We start from the raw sequence: 22,807 nt of genomic DNA, 5'->3' as shown, positions 1-22,807 counted from the left end.
CGGTACGCACTTCGCAGTGCGTACTTCCCGATAGAGAGTAGCTCTCCCTAGGTTCGACATGTACCTACGGAAGAGAGAGAAATCATCATGCGCGCAGTGGTCGTCCACAGTTTCGGCGGACCGGAAGCACTCGAACTCGTCGACGTTCCCGTCCCCGCGCCCGGACCGGGCCAGGTCCGGATCCGGGTCGCGGCGGCGGCGGTGAATCCCGTCGACGCGGTGACCAGGGCGGGCGCCCTGGTCGAGGCCGGGCTGATGGCGCCGCGCCCGGTGACGGGGATCGGCTGGGACGTGGCGGGCGAGATCGACGAGGTCGGTGCCGGGGTGACGGGGTTCGTCGCCGGTCAGCGGGTGATCGGGCTGCGGGATCTGCTCGACCGGTCGCTGGGCAGCTACGCCGACTATCTGGTGCTCGATGCCTCGGCGGTGGCGCCCGCGCCCGCCGGACGGTCCGCGATCGAGGCGGCCACCCTGCCGTTGAGCGGGCTGACCGCGGTCCAGGCGCTGGATCTGCTCGACCTCGCCGAGGGCGACACCCTGCTGGTGACCGGTGCGGCCGGCGCGGTGGGCGGGTTCGCGGTCGAGATCGCCGCGCGGTGGCGCGGACTGCGGGTGGTCGCGCAGGTGGGCGACGCCGATGCCGATCTGGTGCGGGAACTGGGCGCCGAGTGGGTGGTGTCGCGCGAGGCCGCCGATCTGGCCGAGGCGGTGCGCGCGGTGGTGCCCGGCGGCGTCGACGCCGTACTGGACACCGCGGGGCTGAGCACCAGGGCACTGGCCGCGGTGCGCAACCGGGGTTCGTTCGTCACCGTGGTCGCTGGTGCCGACCCGATCCCGTTGCGCGGCATCCGCGTTCACCACGCTTGGATCAGCGCCGACGGTGCCGCCCTGGCCACCCTCGCCGGCTACGACCTCACCCTGCGGGTGGCCGACACGCTGCCGCTGGAGCAGGCGGTACGGGCCCACACCCGGCTCGCCGAGGGCGGCCTGCGCGGCCGGCTCGTGCTGACCACGGCACCAGGAGGTGGTTCATGAGACTGGACATCGACGGACGCGCGGTCGAGGTGACCGCGCGTCCCGGGCAATGCTTGCGCACCCTGCTGCGCGAACAGGGCGAGCTCGCGGTCAAGCGGGGCTGCGACTCCGGCGATTGCGGCGCGTGCTCGGTCCTGCTCGACGGCGAACCGGTCCACTCCTGCCTGATTCCCGCGCACCGCGCCGACGGGCGCAGCGTCACCACCGCCGCCGGCCTGGCCGATACCGACGGACCGAACGCGGTGCAGCGTGGCTTCGTCGAGCACGCCGGGTTCCAATGTGGTTACTGCACTGCGGGAATGGTGGTCACGGCGACCGGTCTGGCCGCCGGTCGGGGTGACGCCACCGCACAGGTCGCCGCGCAGGCCGACCGGTCCGCGGTCATCGACGCCGAGCGAGCCGAGCTGCTCAAAGGGAATCTGTGCCGCTGCACGGGCTATCGCGCCATCGCCGACGCCCTCTCGGCCTCCTGTGCATCACTGTGCACAACTACGTCCACCCCCGCACCCGGCGCGGGCGACCATGTCGGCGAATCCCGCAGCGCCCATCCTGTGGAGACGGCCGCCGATGATCGGGAGGATCGGCCGGGCGGTGCCGTGGCAGCAGCGAGGTCGTCGTCCGGTGCGGGCGTCGCGGAGGTGCGGTCGGCCGATCGCAGGGAGGGATCTCCGGCCGACAAGGCGGACGCTTCGCAGGTCGACGCGCGGACCGGAGCCGATCACGTGGCCGGCTTTGGCGCGGGTCAGGTGGCCGGCTCGGGGGAGGGCCAGATGGTCGGCGCGAGTGACGACCAGGTGGGTTCGGGTGCACCGCTGATCGCGAGGGGCCCGGCGGTGGATTCCTATGTCGCCGGGGAGTCGGGGGCGGGGGAGGACGAGGTCACCGTCGTGTCCGCGGTGGTGGGGCCCGAGGTGGGCGGTGCCGCGGTGGGGGCGGTCGAGGCTCGGGTCGATGCGACGACGCGGCGCGAGCACGGTCCCGGCCAGATGGGTGACGGGGTGCGGGCGCCGGCGAGCACGCGGATCGTGCGCGGCGCGGAACCGTTCACCCTCGATCTGGTGCCCGGGGCGGGCGAGCGGATGCCGCCCGTCGCGCCGTGGCATCTGGCCGTGCTCACCAGCCCGCATCCGCACGCGCGGATCGTGTCCATCGATACCGCCGCGGCGGAGGCGATTCCGGGGGTGCGGCTGGTCCTGACCCACACGGACGCGCCCGCCACGGCCTTCTCGACGGCACGGCACGAATTCCGGGAGGACGATCCCGACGACACCTTCGTCCTCGATCGCACGGTGCGGTTCGCGGGCCAGCGGGTGGCCGCGGTGGTGGGGCAGACCCTGGACGCGGCCAAGGCCGGAGTGCGCGCGCTGCGGGTCGAATACGACCTGATGCCAGCTGTTTTCGAGCCCGAGTCCGCGCTGGCGGCCGACGCTCCGAAGCTGCACGGCGACAAGCCGGAGTCGGCGCGGATCGCCGATCCGGGGCGCAATCTCGTTGCCGAGATCCACGGCGGGGTCGGTGATTTCGAGGCCGGAATCGATGGCGCGGCGAAAGTGGTGCGCGGGGTGTGGCATTCGCCCCGGGTGCAGCACGTGCACCTGGAAACCCACGGCGGTGTCGGCTGGCTGGACGAGACCGGCAGGCTCGTCGTCCGGTCGAGCACTCAGGTGCCGTTCCTGGTGCGCGACGAGTTGTGCCACGTGTTCGGGCTCGATCGGGATCGGGTGCGGGTGTTCGCGGCCAGGGTCGGCGGCGGCTTCGGGGCCAAGCAGGAGATGCTGGCCGAGGATCTGATCGCGCTGGCGGTGCTGCGGACGGGGCATCCCGTGCAGTACGAGTTCACCAGGACCGACGAATTCACCTCCGCCACCTGCCGGCACCCGATGCGGGTCGCGGTCACCGCGGCGGCCGACGCTGCGGGCCTGCTGACCGCGCTCTCGGTCGATGTGCTCACCGACGCGGGCGCCTACGGCAACCACAGCGCGGGCGTGATGTTCCACGCCGTCGGCGAATCGGTGGCGGTGTACCGCTGCCCGAACAAGCGGGTCGACGCACAGGCGGTGTACACCAATAACGTTCCCTCCGGCGCGTTCCGCGGCTACGGGCTCGGCCAGGTGATCTTCGGCGTCGAGTCGGCCATCGACGAACTGGCCAGGGAGCTCGGCATCGATCCGTTCGAATTCCGGCGCCGCAATGTCGTCGTTCCCGGCGACCGGTTCACCGGCGCCGAAGTCGACGAGGGCGACCTCACCTTCGGCAGCTACGGCCTCGACCAGTGCCTCGACACCGCCCAGCGGGCACTGCGCCGGGGCAACGGCGTCACCGCGCCGGACCCGGATTGGCGCATCGGCGAGGGGATGGCCGTGGCGATGATCGCCACCGTGCCCCCACGCGGCCACCACGCCGACGCCACCGCCCGCCTGCTCCCCGACGGCACCTACGAGATCGGTGTCGGCACGGCGGAATTCGGCAACGGCACCACCACGGTGCACGCGCAGCTGGCCGCGACCGCGCTGGCCACGAGCGCCGACCGGATCCGGATCCGGCAGTCCGACACCGACGTCGTCGGGCACGATACCGGCGCGTTCGGTTCCACCGGCACCATGGTCGCGGGCAAGGCCGCCTACGCGGCGGCGCTGGAATTGCACGCGATGCTGCTGGCCAGGGCCGCGAAGGTCAGCGGGCACCCGGAACGCGACTGCGTGCTGTCGGCGGCCGGGGTGCGATGCGGCGCCGAGCTGATGACCGCTGAGGAGCTGCTCGCCGACGGGGAGCTGATCGCGCACGGCACCCACGCGGGGACCCCGCGCTCGGTGAGTTTCAATGTGCACGCCTTCCGGGTGGCGGTCCGGCCGGGCACCGGCGAGGTGCGCGTCCTGCAATCGATCCAGGTGGCCGACGCGGGCACCGTGGTCAATCCGGTGCAGCTGCGCGGTCAGGTGGAGGGCGGGGTGGCGCAGGCGCTGGGTACCGCGCTCTACGAGGACATGCGCACCGAGCGGGGCGTGGTGACCACCCGGACACTGCGGCACTATCACCTTCCCCAGTTCGCCGACCTGCCCCGCACGGAGGTGTATTTCGCCGAAACCAGTGACGAGTTGGGCCCGCTGGGTGCCAAATCGATGAGTGAGTCCCCGTACAACCCGGTGGCGCCGGCCCTGGCGAACGCGATCCGCGACGCCGTCGGCGCCCGACCGGACCGATTGCCGATGACCGCCGACCGTGTGTGGCGGCTCATCCAGGAAGGAGCCGCCGGGTGAACTCCCAGCTACCCGAGCACATCCGCGCCCGCATCGACGCCACCCTCGACGCCGTCGACGCCGGTCTGCGGACGCGCTACCCGGGAGCGGGTGACCGGATCCAGCCGGTGCACACCGCCTATGTGGCCGCCGACCGCGCCGATGCCGACACCCCCGCCGAGTGGGGCGCGGCCGCGCTGGAGCTGCTGCACCGGCACGCTGATCTCCTCGTCGGCCTCGACGCCACCGACGCTCTGTCGGCCGTGCGCCGCAGGCTGACCGAGCAGCCGGTGCAGGACCTGCGGATCGACTTCGAGGACGGCTACGGTTTCCGCGCCGACGACGAGGAGGACGCGGCCGCGGCCGCCGCGGGCAAGGCCCTGGCGAGCTGGGCCGGAACTCCCGGCGCTCCCAGCTCGTTCGGCGTTCGCACCAAGGGATTGGCCGCCGCCGAGCGCAGGCGCGCCCTGCGGACCCTCGAACTCGTGCTCGACGCGGCGGGCGGGGTCGCGCCCGGCTTCGTGTTCACCGTCCCGAAGATCCGCGCGGCCGAACAGGTCTCGGCGATCGTCGATCTCTGTGCCGGGATCGAGGCGGTGCACGGGCTGCCCGAGCGGACCCTGCGTTTCGAACTCCAGATCGAGAGCCCGCAGGCGATCATCGCCCCCGATGGCACGGCGCCGATCTCCCGGATGATCACCCTGGCCGACGGGCGGTGCAGCGCACTGCACTTCGGCACCTACGACTACACCGCCGCCTGCGGCATCGCCGCCACCGATCAGGCCCTCGACCATCCGGCGGCCGACCACGCCAAGGCCGTGATGCAGGTCGCCGCCGCCCAGACCGGGGTGTGGATCTGTGACGGCTCCACCCAGATCGTGCCGGACGCCGATCCCGAAGGCGCGTTGCGCAATCACCATCGTCTGGTCGAGCGGGCCCTGCGGCGCGGCTACTACCAGGGCTGGGACATGCATCCCGGGCACCTGATCACCCGCTGGCTGGCCACCTACGACTTCTTCCGCACCGCCATCGACGTCGCCGTCCCGCGCCTGCTGGCCTATCTGGACCGGCGCTCCGGCGGCGTAATCGATGAGCCCGCCACCGCGGAAGCCCTCGCCACCACGGTGCTGCGCGGCCTGCGCTGTGGTGCAGTCACCGCCGACGAACTCGGCACGCGGGCACCGGAACTCACCGTCGCGGTGCTCGAGGCGCTGGTCGCGCGCACGTACGCGCCACAGGACGCGCGATGACCCACCGGGGAGTGCCGGGGCATCGGCAAGCCAACGCCATGCGGCTCGGGCGATGTCGCGCTCGGACGACCGCGGCGCGCCGCTGATTCGAGCGGCCGCGCGGCGAGACGCGCAGGCAGTACTCCACGGCGGGCTGGGCCCGCAGCACCTGAGGCATAGGAGGCAACGGTGACCACACACCTCGGCGGCGACGATTTCACGCTGCTCCCCGATCTGGCGGTTCGATCCCTCGGCGGGTCGGTGATCTGGGCGAACGACGAGTTCTTCGCGGAGAAGGAGAACCTGGTCAACCCGGGTCCGTCGGAATATCGACCGGCCACCTTCGGGCACAAGGGACAGGTCTACGACGGCTGGGAGACCCGACGGCACCGGGGCAAGCCCGGCGACGACAGCGCCATCGTGCGGCTCGGCGTGCCGGGCGTGATCCGCGGTGTCGTGGTGGACACCGCCTGGTTCAAGGGCAACTACCCGCCCGAGGTGTCGCTGTCGGCGCTGGCGATCGAGGGGTATCCGCCCGCCGAGGAGATCGCCGCTCGCACCGACTGGGTCACCCTCCTCGACCGGGTGAAGGTGGGTGGCGACAGCCGCAATCCGTTCCCCATCGACAGCGAAAGCCGCTGGACCCACGTGAAACTCACCATGCACCCCGACGGCGGCGTCGCCCGCCTGCGCGTGCACGGCGAGGGCAGACCCGACCCGACGCTGTTGGGCCTCGGCCCGCTCGACCTGGCCGCGCTGGAGAACGGCGCACTCGTCCTGGACTGCTCCAACCGCTTCTACAGCTCGCCCAACCAGCTGCTCTACCCCGGCCTGGCCAGGGTGATGGGCGACGGCTGGGAGACCGCCCGACGCCGCGACGACGGAAACGATTGGGTGCGCATCAGATTGGCCGGTCCGGGCGCGATCCGGCTCGCCGAGATCGACACTTCCTGCTTCCTCGGCAACAGCCCCGGCGCGGCTTCGCTCACCGGCTTCACCAACGACGGCACCCAGGTCGAGCTGCTGCCGCGCACCGATCTGCTGCCCGACACCAGGCATCGGTTCGCGCTCGCGCCTGCCGCCGCTTCGGTGGAGGAGGTACGCCTCGACATCTATCCCGACGGCGGCCTCGCCCGCCTGCGGCTCTACGGGGAGCTGGGATGAGCACAGTATCGCGCGGCGATTCCGTGGGGGGCGGCGATCGGGTGACGGGTGGGCGTGAGATTCGTGACTTCGTCGGCTATGGCCCGAATCCGCCGGATCCGCAGTGGCCCGGCGGCGCGCGGGTCGCCGTGCAGTTCGTGCTGAATTACGAGGAGGGCGGGGAGAACAACGTCCTCGACGGGTCGCCGCACTCGGAGACCTTCCTGTCCGAGATGACTCCGGCCGAGGCGTTCCCGAACCGGCACATGAGCATGGAATCGCTCTACGAGTACGGCTCCCGCGCCGGGCTGTGGCGGGTGCTGCGCGCCTTCGAGCGGCGCGGGCTGCCGCTCACCATCTTCGCGGTGGCGCGGGCCATGCAGCGTAATCCCGAAGCGGTGGCGGCCTTTCGGGAGCTCGGCCACGAGATCGCCTGTCACGGGCTGCAATGGAAGTCGTATCAGCTCATCGATCGCGATATCGAGCGCGCGGACATGGCCGAGGCGGTGCGCGTGCTCACCGAGCTGACCGGCGCGGCCCCGCTGGGCTGGTACACCGGCCGCGATTCGCCGAATACCAGGGAGCTCGTCGTCGAGCACGGCGGATTCGTCTACGACTCCGACTCCTACGCCGATGATCTGCCGTACTGGACCGAGGTGCGGGGTCAGAACCACCTGGTCGTGCCGTACACCCTCGACACCAACGACATGCGCTTCGCCTCCCCAGCCGGCTTCGCCAACGGCGACGAGTTCTTCGCGCACCTGCGCGACGCGTTCGACGTGCTGTATCGCGAAGGCGCCGAGGGCAGTCCGAAGATGCTGTCGATCGGTTTGCACTGCCGCCTGGCGGGCCGGCCCGCGCGGACCGCGGCGCTGGAACGGTTCCTCGATCACGTGCAGGCCCATGACGGAGTGTGGATCGCCCGGCGGATCGACATCGCCGAACATTGGCGCAAGGTGCATCCGCCGATGGTGTGAGAAGTCCGGCCGCGCTCCCGAATTCGAGGGGCGCGGCACTTCTATCGTGGTTCCGTGCCCCGCGGGCGCAAGTGCCGGGCGAGGACGTCCAAGGCCTGGAGTACCTCGGCGGTCGCGGCCGGGTCGGCGGTGGGCAGAGCCGCGGCGACGGCCGCGTCGATGGTGGACGCGCGGATCTGGGCGACCCGCGCCGAGATCCGTTCCGCCGGGCGGATGACGGTGCGACGGCGGTCGCGCGGGTCGGTGGCGGTGGTGATCGAGCCCGCCTCCTCGAGCCGGGCGACCGCCGTCGACACCGCGCTCTGCGGCAGTCCGGTGCGGCGGGCGATCTCACCGACGGTGCTGTCCGGGTGGGCGACGATGTCGCTGGTGACCACCAGCACCGGGCGGTGCCCGCCGGCGAGACCCGCCGTGGGCAGGGCCTCCTCGCCGATCTTCATCAGCGTTCGCCCGAGCAGGAACAGTTCGACTCCATCCATACCGCTCAAGTTACATCACTCTTGATGTATCAAATTTGATGAATTACGGTGGGTGGCATGAGCACGATTCACGCCGACACGCTGCCGGTTCCCGACGCCGAGCTGTACTACGAGGTGCGCGGCCACGGGCCGATGCTGCTGATCTCGCAGAGCGGGGAGGGGGGCGCGCGGCGCAGCGAAGCGCTGGTGCGGGAACTGGAGGCGGACTTCACCGTCATCACCTACGACCGGCGCGGGCTCTCGCGCAGCCGGATCCACGGCACGCCGGGCGCGTCGATGGCCACCCACGCCGACGATGCGCACCGGCTGCTCGCCGCGCTCACCGACGCGCCGGTGGCGATGCTCGGCTGCAGTATGGGCGCCTCGATCGGGCTGCACCTGGCGGTGACGCATCCGGGGCAACTGCGCACCTTGATCGCGCACGAGCCGGTGAGTCCGTGGCTGCTGGCCGCGACCGAGCGGGCCCATCACCTGGCGGAACTCGCGCAGTGTCAGGAGGTCTTCCGCGCCGAAGGCTGGCGGGCGGCGCTGGCACCGATGGTGCGCACGCTCGGGATCGATCCGGCGAACCAGGATGTCGAGCCCGGGGTGCGGCTCGCGCCGATCACCGCCGAGCGCGCACGCAACTTCGAGTACTTCCTCGGCCACGACTTCACCGCCGTCCGGGCCGACTGCGTCGATGTCACGGCGCTGCGGGAATCACCGGTGCGCATCGTGCCCGCGACCGGGCGCACCACCGGGCCGCAGGTCTTCGACCACAAGTGCGCGCGCGAGCTGGCCGAGCTGCGAGACGCGCCGCTGGTCGAATTCCCCGGCGGTCACAACGGGAATCTCACCCATCCCGCCGCGTACGCCGCCGTCGTGCGCGCGGTCCTGGCGCGGACCCGGCCCTGACCGGGCCGGGTCCGGTGCTCAGGCGAAGAGGCCGTGGACGAACGGCAGCGAGTCGACGAGGGAGGCGTTGACCGTGCCGTCGTGGTCGGTGGGGTAGGTGCGGACGGTGACCGGCTGGCGGTTCGCGGTCAGCACCGCGGCGAAGCGCAGGGTCTCGGGGGTGACCACATCGGTGTCGCGCAGGCCCTGACCCAGGAACACCGGCCGGTCGTAGCCGGATTCCGGCAGGCCCATGTAGCGCGCGAGCAGCCCGCGCAGATCGGGAATCGACGACAGCGGGCGGGCGAGCAGGCTGCCCAGGCTGGGCTTCGCGGCGGCGAGTTCGTCGCCGAGCGGGCCGATGCAACCGGTTTGGGCGCGGGCGACCCAGTCGCGGCCCGACTCGGTGAGCAGGCTGTCGATGTCGAGCTCGGGGAAGGTGGTGCGCAGGCCGTTGAGGATGTAGAGCACGTAGGCCGACAGGTGCGCGCTCAGCGCGATCGGCGGCATGCCGGGGCCGAGTAGGCCGATGACGTCCTCGATGTAGGCGGGCACGCCGGTGCCGACCGCGCCGCGATAGTCGAGGGCGGAACCGCCGAACTCGGTGGCGTAGCGAGCGGTGAACACCGCGGCGCCGCCGCCCTGCGACTGGCCGACCACGGCCCACTTGTTCGACAGCGCCGGGTACTGCGTGGTGGCCGCGCGCACCGCGTCGACCACGTTGTGCGCCTCCACCACGCCGTTGAGATACGGGTGCTCACCCGGGCCGCCGAGGCCCGCGTAATCGGCCGCCACGACCGCGTACCCCTGGCTCAGCCAGGTGCCGAGGTAGGCCCAGTCGCGTTCGACCGCGGCGGGGCCCGCCACGCTGTACGCGCAGTCGTCCCCGAGGCCGACGGTGCCGTGCGCCCACGCGATCACCGGCCACCCGCCCGCGGGCGCCTCGCCCGTCGGGAAGTACACGGCGGCACTGGTCGTGGTCGGCTGGTCGCCCGCGGTCGTCGACCGGTAGAGCAACCGCTCGGCGCGCGCCGAGCCGGGCAGCGTCGCTGCCGGGGACAGTGCCTCGACGCCGACGACACTCCCGGTCCGCGGCGCCGGCTGCGCGCTCGCCGCCATCGGCACCAGGCTCATCGCGGCCGTCGCCGCGACCACCGTCAGCGCGACCTTCGACGTGGCCGCGATCCTCGAAATCCTCATGGGGTCACCCTCTCGTCTTCGCGGACGAGTGTCCAGGACTGCCCACCGCGCCCCCGCTTCCGGGGTGCGCGTCGACCTCGGGCGAATGCAGTGACGACACGCACACCATTCCTGCCCGGCGTGGTGTGTGAAACAGCTCACAAGGTGCGAGGGTTGGGCGTGTCGGGCGGCGCCCGGGCGGGAAGCGCTAACAGTACGGGCGTTATGCTAAAACTCCTGGTCAGCGCTACCGGCCGGTAGGGCGGGTGCTTGCAATTAGCCCGCAAATTTCGCAAAGTTAGCAAACGCGGCGGCAAACCTAGCTGAGATTCACATAAGCAACAGGTAGACGGCTATTTCCTGGTGTGCCATCGTGTGGAAGTACACCCCTCAGGCCCTAGCTAGTCCTAGCAAGCCTGCAAATTGCTTCAGCAGTACGAGTCGCGCAACCGAAAGCGTTAAGCCGCCGGTTGTTTCACGGCTGGACCGTAGGAGCACCGACCACACCGAGGAAGTGGAGTCAGAGATGTCGACTGTCGGCACCCCGAAGACCGCTGCGGAGATCCAGCAGGATTGGGACACCAACCCGCGCTGGAAGGGCATCACCCGCAACTACACCGCCGAGCAGGTCGTCGCCCTGCAGGGCAACGTTGTCGAGGAGCACACCCTCGCCCGCCGCGGTGCGGAGATCCTGTGGGACCTCGTGAACAACGAGGACTACATCAACTCCCTCGGCGCCCTCACCGGCAACCAGGCCGTGCAGCAGGTTCGCGCCGGCCTGAAGGCCATCTACCTGTCGGGTTGGCAGGTCGCCGGTGACGCGAACCTGTCCGGCCACACCTACCCCGACCAGTCGCTGTACCCGGCGAACTCGGTCCCGTCGGTGGTCCGTCGCATCAACAACGCGCTGCTGCGCGCCGACGAGATCTCCAAGGTCGAGGGTGACAACTCGGTCGCCAACTGGCTGGCCCCGATCGTGGCCGACGCCGAGGCCGGCTTCGGTGGCGCGCTGAACGCCTACGAGCTGCAGAAGGCGATGATCGCCGCGGGTGCCGCCGGTGTCCACTGGGAGGACCAGCTGGCGTCGGAGAAGAAGTGCGGCCACCTCGGTGGCAAGGTGCTGATCCCCACCCAGCAGCACATCCGCACCCTGACCTCCGCGCGTCTGGCCGCCGACGTCGCCGACGTGCCGTCGGTGATCATCGCCCGCACCGACGCCGAGGCCGCCACCCTGCTCACCACCGACGTGGACGAGCGCGACCGTGAGTTCCTGGACGGCACCCGTACCGCCGAGGGCTTCTTCGGTGTGAAGAACGGCATCGAGCCCTGCATCGCGCGTGCCAAGGCCTACGCCCCCTACGCCGACCTCATCTGGATGGAGACCGGCGTGCCGGACCTCGAGGTCGCGCGCAAGTTCGCCGAGGCCGTCCGCAGCGAGTTCCCGGACCAGCTGCTGGCCTACAACTGCTCGCCTTCGTTCAACTGGAAGGCGCACCTGGACGACGCGACCATCGCGAAGTTCCAGCGTGAGCTCGGCGCGATGGGCTTCAAGTTCCAGTTCATCACCCTGGCCGGCTTCCACTCGCTGAACTACGGCATGTTCGACCTGGCGTACGGCTACGCCCGCGACGGCATGACCTCGTTCGTCGACCTGCAGGAGCGCGAGTTCAAGGCTGCCGCCGAGCGTGGCTTCACCGCCGTGAAGCACCAGCGTGAGGTCGGTGCCGGCTACTTCGACACCATCGCCACCACCGTGGACCCGAACACCTCGACGGCTGCCCTGAAGGGCTCCACCGAAGAGGGTCAGTTCCACTGATCCGCCGGGGTTGCTTCGACTAGCAACACCATTTCCTCTACTCCGGTAGGGGTGTACGCCCTCCCACGCCGAACAGCCCCGGTGTGGGAGGGCATCCCTATAACTTGGTCGTCATGACCACCCCAGCCACCCCAGAGCCAGACACACAGCAGGAGCGGGACGTGAGCAGCGAGAAGATTCAGCGCGTCGGCATCATCGGCGCCGGACAGATGGGCGCGGGCATCGCGGAAGTGTGCGCACGCGCGCACGTCGACGTCCTCGTCTACGAGACCAGTCGCGAACTCGCCGCCGCGGGCCGCGCTCGGATCCTGCGCTCGCTGGACCGTGGCGTGAGCAGCGGCAAGATCACCGAGCGGGAGCGCGAGCAGGCGGCCTGGCGGCTGCGCTTCACCTCCGATCTCGGCGACTTCGCCGACCGTCAGCTGGTCGTGGAGGCCGTTGTCGAGAACGAAGAGGTCAAGACGGCCATCTTCAGCGAGCTGGACAAGGTCGTCACCGACCCCGACGCCGTGCTCGCCTCCAACACCTCCTCCATCCCGATCATGAAGATCGCGGTCGCCACGGCGAACCCCGAGCGCGTGGTCGGCCTGCACTTCTTCAACCCGGTCCCCGTGCTGCCGCTGGTCGAGCTGGTCACCACCCTCAAGACCAGCGAGCCGGTCGCCAAGCGCGCCGAGCAGTTCGCCGCCGACATCCTGGGCAAGCAGGTCGTCCGTTCGGCCGACCGCTCCGGCTTCGTCGTCAACGCGCTGCTGGTGCCGTACCTGCTCTCGGCCATCCGGATGGTCGAGTCGGGCTTCGCCACCAAGGAAGACGTCGACAAGGCGATGGTGCTCGGCTGTGCCCACCCCATGGGCCCGCTGGCGCTGACCGACCTCGTCGGCCTCGACACCGTGAAATCGATCGCGGACTCGATGTACGCCGAGTTCAAGGAGCCGCTGTACTCGGCTCCGCCGCTGCTGATGCGGATGGTCGAGGCGGGCCTGCTGGGCAAGAAGACCGGCGCCGGCTTCTACCAGTACGGCAAGTAGGGGTTTGCTCCCCGGAGGCCACCGTCATCACCGACTACGCGATGACGGTGGCCTTCGGTCATTTCGGGGGTGTTTGCAGGGGGAACGGCGAAGGCCCGCGCGCGCGGCCTAAGCTGCTGTTGCCGGACGCGTCAGCGTGGCCCGGCGATATGTCGAGCGCAGCAATGCGCGGGTCCGGCGTCGTCCGGGTGCCGGCGCAGGTGATCGAAAGGGAGTATCCCGGTCATGGTCAACGTCACCGATGGATTCGGGTCGAGCGTTCTCGGATATCCGAGGATCGGTCCGCACCGCGAGCTCAAGCGTGCGCTCGAGTCGTATTGGCGCGGATCGCTGGAGCGCGAGGAACTGCTCGCCGTAGGCCGGGACATCCAGGAGCGCCAGTTCAACGAGCTGGCCGCGACCGGGCTGACCCAGGTGCCCGGCAACACCTTCTCCTTCTACGACCACATCCTGGACAACGCGCTGCTCTTCGGTGCCGTGCCGTCGCGGTTCAAGGAGCACCAGGAGGGCATGCACCCCCTGGACTTCTACTTCCTGATGGCGCGCGGCAACCCGGACCTGCCGCCGCTGGAGCTGGTGCGCTTCTTCGGCACCAACTACCACTACCGCCAGCCCGAACTCGACGCCGACACCACGTTCTCGCTGCATCCGGAGGCCCTGCTCGACGAGTGGGACCGGGCGATCGCGCGCGGGATCGAACTGCGCCCGGTCGTGCTCGGCCCGGTGTCGCTGCTGCTGCTGTCGAAGGCGGGCCACGTGCCCGGCGAGGCCGAGTTCGACACGCTGAGCCTGCTCGACAAGCTGCTGCCGTTCTACGAGGAGCTGTTCGAGATCCTCGCCAAGCGCGGCTCGACCTGTGTGCAGCTCGACGAGCCCTGCTTCACCGGCGAGCGATCGGCCGCCGAACTGGCCGCCTTCGACAAGGCCTACCAGCGGCTGGCCAAGGCGCCGCTGCGCCCGCGCATCCTGGTCACCGGCCAGTACGGCGATTTCGGTGAGGCGCTGCGCATCCTGGCCGCGAGCAATGTCGAGGCGATCGGCCTTGACCTGTCGTCCTATCGGATGACGCCGGAGGAGCTGGCCGCGATCCCGGGGATCAAGCGCAAGCGTCTCTACGCCGGTGTCATCAGCGGCACCAACGTCTGGCGTGCCGACCGTTTCGTCACGTTGAGCTACCTGAACTCGATCGCCGAGGTCTGCCCCGACCTGGTCGTGTCCACCGGCACCACGCTGCTGCACGTGCCCTACGACGTGCTCGCCGAGTACGACATCGACGGCAACGTGGCCGACCGGCTCGCCTTCGCCAAGCAGAAGGTGGGCGAGGTGGTCTCGCTGGCCAAGGCACTCACCGAGGGTCCCTCGGACAACTGGCGCAAGCGCCCGACCGAGGTGCACTTCAAGCAGAAGCACGCCGTGCGCCAGCGCGTGTACGCGGTGACCCCGGAGATGCGCGAGCGCGAGCCGTACATCGAGCGCCGCGCCGCCCAGCAGGAGCGGCTGAACCTGCCGGTGGTGCCCGCGACCACGCTCGGCTCGTTTCCGCAGAGCGTCAGACTGCGCCAGGCCCGCCACGAGGTGGCCCAGGGCCGGCTGTCCGAGCAGGACTACCGCAAGCAGGTCGAGGCCGAGATCGAGGCGACGATCCGGCTGCAGGAGGACATCGGCCTCGATGTCTTCGTGCACGGTGAGCACGAGCGCAACGACATGATCCAGTTCTTCGCCGAGCAGTTGGACGGCTTCGCCACCACCCGCTTCGGGTGGGTGCAGGTGTACGGCTCGCGTTGTGTGCGCCCGCCGATCATCTACGGCGATGTCTCGCGGCCCGCGCCGATGTCGGTCGACTGGACCACCTACGCCCAGTCGCTGACCGACAAGCCGGTCAAGGGCATGGTCACCGGTCCGGTGACCATGCTGGCCCGCTCGTTCGTGCGCCAGGACCAGCCGCTCTACGAGACCGCCGACCAGGTGGCGCTGGCCATCCGCGACGAGGTGGTGGACCTGGAGAAGGCGGGCATCGCGATCATCCAGGTCGACGAGCCCGCCATCCGTGAGCTGCTGCCGCCGCGTCCGCAGGGGCGCGAGGAGTACCTGCGCTGGGCGGTCGGCGCCTTCAAGCTGGCCACCTCCGGTGTGCGGGCCGACACCCAGATCCACACCCACATCGGCTACTCCGGGCGCACCGAGGTGGTCGACGCGATCGAGCAGCTCGACGCCGACGTCACCGCGATCGTGGCGACCCGCTCGATCGAATGGGTGATGCAGGCGCTCACCGAGGACGTCGCCACCGGCCACGGCCTCAGCCACGGCGTCGGCCCCGGTGTGTACGAGAGCCGCTCGGCCCGCATCCCCGATATCGACGAGCTCGACGAACTGCTCACCCAGGCCGCCGAAGCGGTGACCCCGCAACGACTCTGGGCCAACCCGGACGGCGGCCTGAAGACCCGCCACTACTGGCAGCTCGAGCCCTCGCTGCGAAACATGGTCGCCGCCGCGCGCCGCGTGCGCCGCCGGGCACTGGCCGCCGAGGCGGCCGAAGCCGCGACCGCGGCCGAATAGCTCGAAGGGACAACGGGCGCACCGGTATCCGGTGCGCCCGTTGTCATGTCCGGGGGAGCAGGGCCCGGACCCCTGCGGTGAGCTGGGTGGGGGTGGGGGCGTGCTCGGGGTCGATCAGCCATTGCAGCAGCAGGCCGCCGATCATCGTCTGTAGGACGCCGCCGAGATCGCGGTCGTCGCCGAAGGCCTCGGACAGACCGCTGCGGGCCAGTTCCTGGGCGGCGCCGAGTTCGGCGCGGAGTTCGGGGGAGTGCAGCGCCTGATTGAGGCATTCGGCGTTGGCCTGCCAGAGCGCGCGGTCCTCGCCGAACGAGGTGATCAGGCGCTGCCAGAAGTCCTCGAGGCGGGCGGTGGGGTCGGTCGGGTCCGCGGCGGGCAGCGAGTCCAGGATGTGCTGCACCGCGGTGGCGCTGGACTCCAGCATCGCCTGTTGCAGCAGCTTGTCGCGGGTGCCGAAGTGATAGTTGATGGCCGCCAGGTTGGTGCCGGAGGCGGCGACGATGTCGCGCACGGTGGTGCGGGCGTAGCCGCGTTCGGCGAGGCAGCGCTTGGCGGCGTCGAGCAGATCTTCTCGGGTTCCCACCCGCGCACGATAGCAAGGACCGCATACGCCTGTTTGTGACATCGGTTTCAAACAAACGTCAGTGACAAGTGTTTGAAACAGTTGTATGTTGGCGTCATGACCGCTCAGCGCCCGATTTCCCCGCTCGAATCCACCTACTTCGGCACCGACACCACCCTCGGCAACGTGCCGACCGCCGGAATGCCGCTGTTCCTCGCCAGCACCGTCTACGGCTCGCTCGACCTCGCAATCCTGCGACGGGTGCTCGACGAACTGGCCGCCGCGCACCCGCTGCTGCGCAGCCGGGTGGTGGGCGATCGCTTCGTCCGCGACGACGAGTTCCGCCCGCGCCTCGATGTCGTCGAGGGTGGCGACGCCGAGTACCTCGCACTGATCAACGCGCCGCAGGACTGGCGCGACGGGCTGTTCCGCGCCTGCCTGCTGCGCGCGGGCGCGCGGCAGCAGATCGTGCTCGTCCTCCATCACGGCATCTCCGACGGTCGCTCGGGGTTCGCGCTGCTGGATCGGCTGTGGCGGCACTACACCGCGCACGTGACCGGAGACGCTGTGCCGCAGCCTGATCCGGATCAGCGGCTGCCCGAGGCGATGGACACCCGCCTGGCCGAGGTGGTGACGGCGGCCGAAGCGGACTCGTGGCTGGACGACTTGCGGGCGGGCGCGATGACGATGAGCCCCGGCGACGCCCCGCGTGTGCTGCCACGCGACGGTGACGGGACCGGCGCCGACCCGCTCGGCCGGTTCGCCATGCAGCGCATCGAATTGTCCGCCGAGGAGACCGCCGACCTGGTGGCAGTGGCACGCGCGCAGGGGATTTCGGTCAACAGTGTCGTCAGCGGCGCGGCGCTGGCCGCCGTTCGCAGCCGGTTTCCCGAGCCGGGCGCACTGCCGCTGTTCTTCGGCTACGCGGCTGATGTGCGCGGTGCGGTCCACCCGCCGGTGCCGGTCGAGACGATGGTCAACTACGCGTCGGGCTCCGGGATTCTGGTGCGTGCCACCGGTGACGCCGGTCCGCTCGAGCTGGCCCGGATGGTCGAATCCGGCTTACGCGCCGGGCTGGAACGCCGCGAGCCCGCCCGCTTCCCGCTCGCGGTCCAGCGGGTCGCCGACGAGTTCACCGCCGGCCTGCTGTCGTCCCCACCGACGCTGGCCATCTCCAATATCGGCCGCCTGCGGCCACATTCGTTTCCCGACGACCTCGCCTTCCTGCGTGACGACGTCTTCGCCATGGGCCCGGCCATGCCGCCGAAGCTCACCGTCTTCACGATCGCCGGCCGACTCACCCTCCAGCTCGAATACGACACCGCCCACTACAGCCGTTCTCGCATGGACAAGCTGCGCCTCACCCTCGCCGAGCTGCTGCACGACCTGCACTGACGACCTGGCTTCGTTACGGTACGTACTGTACTGTTTTGGCATGGACCCGACGACCTGGCCGGACTCCCTGCGCGTCGCGCAGGTCCGGATCGCCCGCCCGACGGACCGTCTCGACGAGGTGGTGCGCTTCTACGTCGACGGGCTGGGCCTGCGTGAGCTGTACCGATTCGACAACCACGCCGGCTACGACGGAGTGATGCTCGGCCTGCCCGGCACCGACTACCACCTCGAATTCACCACCCACGTCGACGGCAGTCCCGGCACGGCGCCGAGCGCCGAGAACCTGCTGGTGCTCTACTTCGACGGCGAGTCCGCCATGTTCGACGCGGTGCGCAGGCTCGGCGAGTTCGGCGCGCAGCCGGTCCCCGCCGAGAACCCGTACTGGGCGGCCAACGGCGGCATGGCCTTTCCCGATCCGGACGGATGGATCGTCATGCTCGTGCCGCGGCCGGTGTTCTGATGCCGGGACGCGCGCGCGAGGACCGCATCGACGCCGCGGTGCTCGCCGCGACCCGGGAAGTGCTCGCCGACAGGGGTTATGCCGAACTGTCCATCGGCGAGGTGGCGACCAGGTCGGGGGTCCATCGGCCCGCGATCTACCGGCGCTGGCCGTCCAAACGGCATCTGGTCGTCGCGGTGGTCGCCGAGATGCTGGGCGTGCGGCCGACACCCGATACCGGCGACCTGCGCGCGGATCTCACCGTGGCGCTGCGTGAGCTGGTCGCCGCGCTGCGCGACACCTGCCTCGACCGGGTACTGCTCGCGCTGGTCGCCGACCTCGCCAACGATCCCGACCTGCGCGCGCACTTCCTGGCGACGGTCTTCGAACCGCGCCGGGCGAGCACCGCGACCGCCCTGCGCGCGGCGATGGCGCGCGGTGCGGTCGATCCGGGCGTGGACCTGGACTTCGTGCTGGACGCGGTGGCCGCGCCGATCTACTTTCGCGCGCTCTTCGGACACCTGCCGCTCGACGACGCGCTGGTCGATGCGTCGGTGGACGCGGTCGTGCGCCTGGTGCGCCCGGTCAGTGACTGATCGCGGCGACGCCGAACATCGCGGCCACGCCGGTGACGGTGCTCAGCAGGGTCAGCCGGGACGGGTGCTCGGCGTGCGCCTCGGGCAGGATGTCGGCGGTGGCCAGGTAGAGCAGGAAACCGGCGAAGTAGCCGAGGTACAGGCCGATCCACTGCTCGGGGACATGGATGAGGGTGCCGAGGATCGCGCCGATCACGGGGGCGACGGCGTCGAGCCCGAGTAGGGTCAGCGCCCGTTTGCGGGCGTTGCCGTACAGCGTGGGGATGGTGAAAGTGTTGAAGCCGTCGGCGAAGTCGTGGCAGATCACCGCGATCGCCACCGACATGCCGACGGTGGCGCCCGCCTGGTAGCCGAGGCCGATGCCGAAACCGTCCAGGGTGCTGTGGAAGATCAGGCCCGCCGCGGCGAGCAGCCCGACCGACTCGAATCCGTGGTGGTGCGAACCGAATTCGCCTTCGTGACCGGTGTGGATCGCGACCGCGCGCTCGAGGATGTGGATGCTGAGGAACCCCACCACCGCCGCGATCAGCACCACCGGCACGCCGTACACCTCGCCCGAGGACTGCTCGAGCGCCTCGGGGATCAGATCGAAGGCGACCAGCCCGAGCATGACGCCGGCGGCCAGCCCGAGCACCAGATGCTTGCGGTCGCCGATCCGCATGGCGACGAAGCCACCGAACAGCGTCGACAGCATCGACACCAGGGACAGCAGGATCGCCATGACGGCCTACTCCTCGCTCTGCTCGGCGGGTTCCGGCTGCTTGGACTTGCGCTTCTTCTTCGTCGGTGGCGGGGTGTCGGCGTCCTCGGTGACCTCGTAGCGCCGCACATAGGCCCCCGCGAAACCCTGTAGCGTCGCCGTCACCGGGATGGCCAGCAGCGCGCCCGTCGGGCCGAGCAGGGCCGCGCCCGCGATCACCGCGCCGAAGGCCACCGCCGGATGCATGTCCAGGGTGGTCGCCGTGATCCGCGGCTGCAGCACGTAGTTCTCGAACTGCTGGTAGCCGACGATGAACAGCAGGATCCACAGCGCGGTGATCGGATCGTGCACCAGCGCGACCAGCACCGGCAGCGCGCCGGCCAGGTAGGTGCCGACGGTCGGGATGAACTGCGAGACCACGCCGACCCACAGCGCCAGCGCGAACGCCGACGGCACGTCGAGCACCCGCAGCGCGACGTAGTGGGCGACCGCCGAGCACAGCGCCAGCAGCGCGCGCGAATAGATGTAGCCGCCGGTCTTCTCGACCGCGATGTCCCACGCCCGCAGCACGTGCTTCTGCTGCTTGGGCGGCAGCAGCGAGCACACCCAGGTGCGGAAGCGCGGGCCGTCGGCGGCGAAGTAGAAGGTGAACAGCAAGACCCCGAGCAGTTGGAAGATCGCGCCGATCGCGACCGTGCCGATGCCCCAGACGTTTCCGGCCAGACCGACCAGATAGCCCTCGATCGTCGAGCTCCACTCCGAGGCGTACTTGGTCAGGTCGTCGCCGGAAAGATCCTGGTGGAACGTCGAATTGAACCAGTCGACGAGGTCCTGGACATAGTCGGGCGCGTTGCCGACCAGCATCGTCACCTGACTGATCAGCAGCGCGCCCAGCGTCCACACGAACGCGACGATCACCAGCAGCAGCACGCCGAACACCGCACCGGTGCCCGCGCCGCGCCGAACACCGCGGGCGGCAAGCCAATTCACCGCGGGCTCGATCGCGAACGCCAGGAACAGCGAGACCAGCAGCACGGTCAGCAGGCCCTGCAACTTACCGAGGATCCAGAACGCCGCGATCAGCCCGGCGACGGCCAGCATGGCATACAGCAGGGACCGGGGCAGCCAGCGCGGCGGCGTGCGGACCGTCCAGAACGCGGGCAGCGCCGGGCCGGTCGCCGGCGCCTGCGCCGGTGCGGCGGGGCCAGAGGTCGATTCGTCGTCGGCAGCCACCCGGTCACGGTACCGAGGACGCGCCGATTTCCGCGCGCTGGCGCGCGGGGCTCAGATGGTCGCGGTATCGATGACGAAGCGGTACTGCACGTCGCTGGCGACGACCCGCTCGTAGGCGGAATCGATCTCGTCGGCGGAGATCAGTTCGATCTCCGCGCCGATGCCGTGCGCGGCGCAGAAGTTCAGCATCTCCTGGGTCTGGGCGACGCCGCCGATCATCGAACCCGCCAGCGAGCGGCGGAACGCGGCCAGGTTGCGGCCGGTGACGCTCATCGGCTGATCGGGCAGACCCAGGATGACCAGGGTGCCGTCGAGCGCGAGCAGGCGCAGGTAGTGGTCGATCGGCAGGTTCGCCGAGACGGTGTTGATGATCAGGTCGAACGTGCCGCGCAGCTGGCGGAAGGTCTCCCGGTCGCTGGTGGCGTAGTAGTGGTCCGCGCCCATCCGCAGGCCGTCGTCGCGCTTGCGCAGCGACTGACTCAGCACCGTCACCTCGGCGCCGAGCGCCGCGGCGATCTTCACGCCGACGTGCCCGAGGCCGCCCATGCCGATGATCGCGACTTTCTTGCCCGGCCCGGCGTTCCAGTGCCGCAGCGGCGAGTACAGGGTGATGCCCGCGCACAGCAGCGGCGCGGCGACGTCGAGGCCGATGCCCTCGGGAATGGCGACCACGAAGCTCTCGCCGACCACGATCTGGGTCGCGTAGCCGCCCATCGTGTAGCCGCCGGGCTGCACGGACTCCGGGACGGGGGTGTTGTAGGTCCAGGTGGCGCCGTTGGTGCAGTACTGCTCCTCACCGGCCAGACACGGCACGCACTTGCCGCAGGAGTTCACCAGGCAGCCGACGCCCACCCGGTCGCCCACCTTGTACTTGCGCACCGCGGAGCCGGTGGCCGCGACGATGCCGGCGATCTCGTGACCGGGCACGCACGGGTACTTGCTGCCGCCCCACTCGTCGCGGGCGGTGTGGATGTCGGAGTGGCAGATACCCGCGTACTTGATGTCGATCAGGACGTCGTCGGGGCCGAGTTCCCGGCGCTCGATCGTGACCTTCTCGAAGGACCCGTCGGGGGCGGGGATGGCGTAGGCGGCTGCGGTGCTCATGAGGACATGCCTACCGCCGCATGCGTCGTTTGCCAACCGGCGCGGCCGGATCGATACCGGACATCCGCGTATCCGGGTCACAATGGAGGAGTCGGCTCGCGAGAGAGGACAGGCTCGTGCACGCTGTCGGACGGGTGTTCGCGACGGTGGTCGTCGCGCTGATCGGCGTGTGCGCCTTCCTGGGATATCGCGGTGACCTGGTACTTCCCTGGAAGCCGCACGCGCAGGAGTACGTCGCGGTCGCCCAAGCGCCGCCGCAGGCGCCGCTGGATCCGGTGGTGGTCGCGGCCCGGGTACAGCCCGTGCTGGTGAATATCTCCGTCGACGCCGCGATGTTCGGGACCAGCGCCGCCGGTTCGGGGATCGTGCTCACTCCGGACGGACAGATCCTGACCAGCCACCACGTGATCAAGGGGGCCGAGGCGGTCTCGGTGACCGATATCGGCAACGGGCTGGTCTACGAGGCCACCGTGCTCGGTTACGACTCGACCGCCGATATCGCGCTGTTGTCGCTGGCGGGGGCGTCCGGTTTGCCGACGGCCCGGCTCGGGTCCTCGGCCGAGCTGCGGATCCGTCAGGACGTGCTGGCCATCGGCGACGCGGGCGGTGACGGCGGCGAACCGACCTCGGTCGCCGGGCCGATCACCGACCTGGACGCGAGCATCGTCGCGATGAACTCCGCCGACCTGACCCGCAAGTCGCTGCGCGGGATGGTGCAGATCGCCGCGCCCGTCGTGGGCGGGCAGTCCGGCGGCGCGCTGGCCGACAGCTCGGGCGCGATCGTCGGGGTGATCACCGCGGCTTCCGGCGAGCGCCCCGGCTCCGATCGGCCCAAGCAGGCCAACGGCTACGCGGTGCCCATCGATACCGCCATGGGGGTCGTCGCCCAGATCCGCTCCGGCACCCCGACCGAGACCGTCCACATCGGCCCCACCGCCACCCTCGGCGTCCAAGTCGTCGACGCGAAACCGGCGGGCGCCCAGGTCAACTGGGCCTTCTACGGCCAGCCCGCCCGCGCCGCGGGCATCACCACCGGCGACATCATCACCGCCGTGGACGGCCGCCCGATCACCACCGCCCGCGCGCTCAGCGCCGCCATCAACACCCGCAAACCCGCCGACCGCATCCGCCTCGACCTCACCGCCCCCGACGGCACCACCCGCGCGATCGACGTGGTCCTCGCCGAAGGCACCCCGAACTAGACCAGCGGTAACCGCCGCTCTC

The 22,807-nt window shown here is 70.2% G+C and carries 19 protein-coding genes; 13 read left to right on the top strand and 6 right to left on the bottom strand.

What is annotated here, in order from left to right; all coding sequences use genetic code 11:
- The first annotated feature begins 87 nt into the window (after nt 1–87).
- From Q7X29_RS31980 to puuE, 5 genes are all read left to right on the top strand, one after another.
- A complete protein-coding gene (locus tag Q7X29_RS31980) occupies nt 88–1,035 on the top strand; it encodes an NADP-dependent oxidoreductase (RefSeq protein ID WP_316576237.1) in 948 nt (315 codons plus the stop codon).
- Entirely contained in the window at nt 1,032–4,292 is a 3,261-nt protein-coding gene (locus Q7X29_RS31975; protein ID WP_316576236.1) for a molybdopterin-dependent oxidoreductase, read from the top strand. Before Q7X29_RS31980 ends, Q7X29_RS31975 begins: the two co-directional genes overlap by 4 nt.
- Nucleotides 4,289–5,521: a DUF6986 family protein gene (locus tag Q7X29_RS31970; protein ID WP_316576235.1), complete on the top strand. Its 1,233-nt coding sequence runs from the start codon at nt 4,289–4,291 to the stop codon at nt 5,519–5,521. The genes Q7X29_RS31975 and Q7X29_RS31970 overlap by 4 nt, the downstream gene beginning before the upstream one ends.
- A gap of 168 nt (nt 5,522–5,689) precedes the next feature.
- Nucleotides 5,690–6,664 carry an allantoicase gene (alc, locus tag Q7X29_RS31965; protein WP_316576234.1) on the top strand — a complete coding sequence of 325 codons (975 nt, stop codon included), beginning with the start codon at nt 5,690–5,692 and terminating at the stop codon, nt 6,662–6,664.
- The gene (puuE, locus tag Q7X29_RS31960; RefSeq protein ID WP_316576233.1) at nt 6,661–7,620 is read left to right on the top strand and encodes an allantoinase PuuE; all 960 of its coding nucleotides are present in this window, start codon (nt 6,661–6,663) and stop codon (nt 7,618–7,620) included. Before alc ends, puuE begins: the two co-directional genes overlap by 4 nt.
- A 41-nt stretch (nt 7,621–7,661) precedes the next feature.
- On the opposite strand, the gene Q7X29_RS31955 is transcribed toward puuE, so the two are convergent.
- Complete coding sequence (locus Q7X29_RS31955; RefSeq protein WP_316576232.1) at nt 7,662–8,099, bottom strand: MarR family winged helix-turn-helix transcriptional regulator; 438 nt, start codon at nt 8,097–8,099, stop codon at nt 7,662–7,664.
- A gap of 57 nt (nt 8,100–8,156) precedes the next feature.
- Here Q7X29_RS31955 and Q7X29_RS31950 point away from each other — a divergent pair, with 57 nt between their 5' ends.
- Entirely contained in the window at nt 8,157–8,993 is an 837-nt protein-coding gene (locus tag Q7X29_RS31950) for an alpha/beta fold hydrolase (protein ID WP_316576231.1), read from the top strand.
- Between the two features lie 18 nt (nt 8,994–9,011).
- Here the strand turns inward: Q7X29_RS31950 and Q7X29_RS31945 are convergent, their stop codons facing one another.
- Nucleotides 9,012–10,172 carry an alpha/beta hydrolase gene (locus Q7X29_RS31945; RefSeq protein WP_316576230.1) on the bottom strand — a complete coding sequence of 387 codons (1,161 nt, stop codon included), beginning with the start codon at nt 10,170–10,172 and terminating at the stop codon, nt 9,012–9,014.
- Between the two features lie 505 nt (nt 10,173–10,677).
- Between Q7X29_RS31945 and aceA the strand changes: the two genes are divergently transcribed.
- The 3 genes from aceA to metE all read left to right on the top strand — a co-directional run bounded on the left by aceA (nt 10,678) and on the right by metE (nt 15,554).
- Entirely contained in the window at nt 10,678–11,967 is a 1,290-nt protein-coding gene (gene aceA, locus Q7X29_RS31940) for an isocitrate lyase (RefSeq protein ID WP_218722036.1), read from the top strand.
- Nucleotides 11,968–12,128: 161 nt separating this feature from the next.
- Complete coding sequence (locus tag Q7X29_RS31935) at nt 12,129–12,998, top strand: 3-hydroxybutyryl-CoA dehydrogenase (protein ID WP_218722035.1); 870 nt, start codon at nt 12,129–12,131, stop codon at nt 12,996–12,998.
- A gap of 225 nt (nt 12,999–13,223) precedes the next feature.
- The gene (gene metE, locus Q7X29_RS31930; RefSeq protein WP_218722034.1) at nt 13,224–15,554 is read left to right on the top strand and encodes a 5-methyltetrahydropteroyltriglutamate--homocysteine S-methyltransferase; all 2,331 of its coding nucleotides are present in this window, start codon (nt 13,224–13,226) and stop codon (nt 15,552–15,554) included.
- Between the two features lie 43 nt (nt 15,555–15,597).
- Here metE and Q7X29_RS31925 read toward each other — a convergent pair whose 3' ends face one another.
- Nucleotides 15,598–16,137 (bottom strand): TetR/AcrR family transcriptional regulator, encoded by a 540-nt coding sequence (locus Q7X29_RS31925; protein WP_316576229.1) that lies wholly within the window; start codon nt 16,135–16,137, stop codon nt 15,598–15,600.
- A 96-nt stretch (nt 16,138–16,233) separates the two neighbouring features.
- On the opposite strand from Q7X29_RS31925, the gene Q7X29_RS31920 reads away from it, so the two are divergent.
- The 3 genes from Q7X29_RS31920 to Q7X29_RS31910 are packed head-to-tail and all read left to right on the top strand — an operon-like array spanning nt 16,234 to nt 18,546.
- Nucleotides 16,234–17,511, top strand: a complete 1,278-nt coding sequence (locus Q7X29_RS31920) for a phthiocerol/phthiodiolone dimycocerosyl transferase family protein (protein WP_316576228.1) — start codon at nt 16,234–16,236, stop codon at nt 17,509–17,511.
- Nucleotides 17,512–17,551: 40 nt separating this feature from the next.
- Nucleotides 17,552–17,971 carry a VOC family protein gene (locus Q7X29_RS31915; protein WP_316576227.1) on the top strand — a complete coding sequence of 140 codons (420 nt, stop codon included), beginning with the start codon at nt 17,552–17,554 and terminating at the stop codon, nt 17,969–17,971.
- The gene (locus Q7X29_RS31910) at nt 17,971–18,546 is read left to right on the top strand and encodes a TetR/AcrR family transcriptional regulator (protein WP_316576226.1); all 576 of its coding nucleotides are present in this window, start codon (nt 17,971–17,973) and stop codon (nt 18,544–18,546) included. Before Q7X29_RS31915 ends, Q7X29_RS31910 begins: the two co-directional genes overlap by 1 nt.
- On the opposite strand, the gene Q7X29_RS31905 is transcribed toward Q7X29_RS31910, so the two are convergent.
- The 3 genes from Q7X29_RS31905 to Q7X29_RS31895 are packed head-to-tail and all read right to left on the bottom strand — an operon-like array spanning nt 18,536 to nt 21,583.
- Nucleotides 18,536–19,267, bottom strand: coding sequence for a ZIP family metal transporter (locus tag Q7X29_RS31905; RefSeq protein ID WP_218722029.1), 732 nt, complete (start codon nt 19,265–19,267; stop codon nt 18,536–18,538). The two genes, Q7X29_RS31910 and Q7X29_RS31905, sit on opposite strands and share 11 nt — an antisense overlap.
- 6 nt (nt 19,268–19,273) lie before the next feature.
- Nucleotides 19,274–20,479: an AI-2E family transporter gene (locus tag Q7X29_RS31900; protein ID WP_218722028.1), complete on the bottom strand. Its 1,206-nt coding sequence runs from the start codon at nt 20,477–20,479 to the stop codon at nt 19,274–19,276.
- 51 nt (nt 20,480–20,530) lie between these two features.
- On the bottom strand, nt 20,531–21,583 hold the full coding sequence (locus Q7X29_RS31895) for an NAD(P)-dependent alcohol dehydrogenase (RefSeq protein ID WP_218722027.1): 1,053 nt from the start codon (nt 21,581–21,583) through the stop codon (nt 20,531–20,533).
- A 116-nt stretch (nt 21,584–21,699) separates the two neighbouring features.
- On the opposite strand from Q7X29_RS31895, the gene Q7X29_RS31890 reads away from it, so the two are divergent.
- Nucleotides 21,700–22,785, top strand: coding sequence for a S1C family serine protease (locus Q7X29_RS31890; protein WP_308248707.1), 1,086 nt, complete (start codon nt 21,700–21,702; stop codon nt 22,783–22,785).
- The last annotated feature ends 22 nt before the right edge of the window (nt 22,786–22,807 follow it).

It is taken from the genome of Nocardia canadensis (assembly GCF_032656385.1).
GTDB classification, from domain to species: Bacteria; Actinomycetota; Actinomycetes; order Mycobacteriales; family Mycobacteriaceae; genus Nocardia; species Nocardia canadensis.
This window is presented reverse-complemented; position numbering and strand designations above follow the sequence as displayed.

Excerpts from the sequence above, each read along its gene's own strand:
- Q7X29_RS31915 (WP_316576227.1), top strand. The coding sequence starts at position 17,552 with ATGGACCCGACGACCTGGCCGGACTCCCTGCGCGTCGCGCAGGTCCGG.
- Q7X29_RS31895 (WP_218722027.1), bottom strand. The coding sequence starts at position 21,583 with ATGAGCACCGCAGCCGCCTACGCCATCCCCGCCCCCGACGGGTCCTTC.
- Q7X29_RS31955 (WP_316576232.1), bottom strand. The coding sequence starts at position 8,099 with ATGGATGGAGTCGAACTGTTCCTGCTCGGGCGAACGCTGATGAAGATC.
- Q7X29_RS31945 (WP_316576230.1), bottom strand. The coding sequence starts at position 10,172 with ATGAGGATTTCGAGGATCGCGGCCACGTCGAAGGTCGCGCTGACGGTG.
- Q7X29_RS31905 (WP_218722029.1), bottom strand. The coding sequence starts at position 19,267 with ATGGCGATCCTGCTGTCCCTGGTGTCGATGCTGTCGACGCTGTTCGGT.
- Q7X29_RS31950 (WP_316576231.1), top strand. The coding sequence starts at position 8,157 with ATGAGCACGATTCACGCCGACACGCTGCCGGTTCCCGACGCCGAGCTG.
- aceA (WP_218722036.1), top strand. The coding sequence starts at position 10,678 with ATGTCGACTGTCGGCACCCCGAAGACCGCTGCGGAGATCCAGCAGGAT.
- metE (WP_218722034.1), top strand. The coding sequence starts at position 13,224 with ATGGTCAACGTCACCGATGGATTCGGGTCGAGCGTTCTCGGATATCCG.
- Q7X29_RS31975 (WP_316576236.1), top strand. The coding sequence starts at position 1,032 with ATGAGACTGGACATCGACGGACGCGCGGTCGAGGTGACCGCGCGTCCC.
- Q7X29_RS31910 (WP_316576226.1), top strand. The coding sequence starts at position 17,971 with ATGCCGGGACGCGCGCGCGAGGACCGCATCGACGCCGCGGTGCTCGCC.
- Q7X29_RS31920 (WP_316576228.1), top strand. The coding sequence starts at position 16,234 with ATGACCGCTCAGCGCCCGATTTCCCCGCTCGAATCCACCTACTTCGGC.
- puuE (WP_316576233.1), top strand. The coding sequence starts at position 6,661 with ATGAGCACAGTATCGCGCGGCGATTCCGTGGGGGGCGGCGATCGGGTG.
- Q7X29_RS31980 (WP_316576237.1), top strand. The coding sequence starts at position 88 with ATGCGCGCAGTGGTCGTCCACAGTTTCGGCGGACCGGAAGCACTCGAA.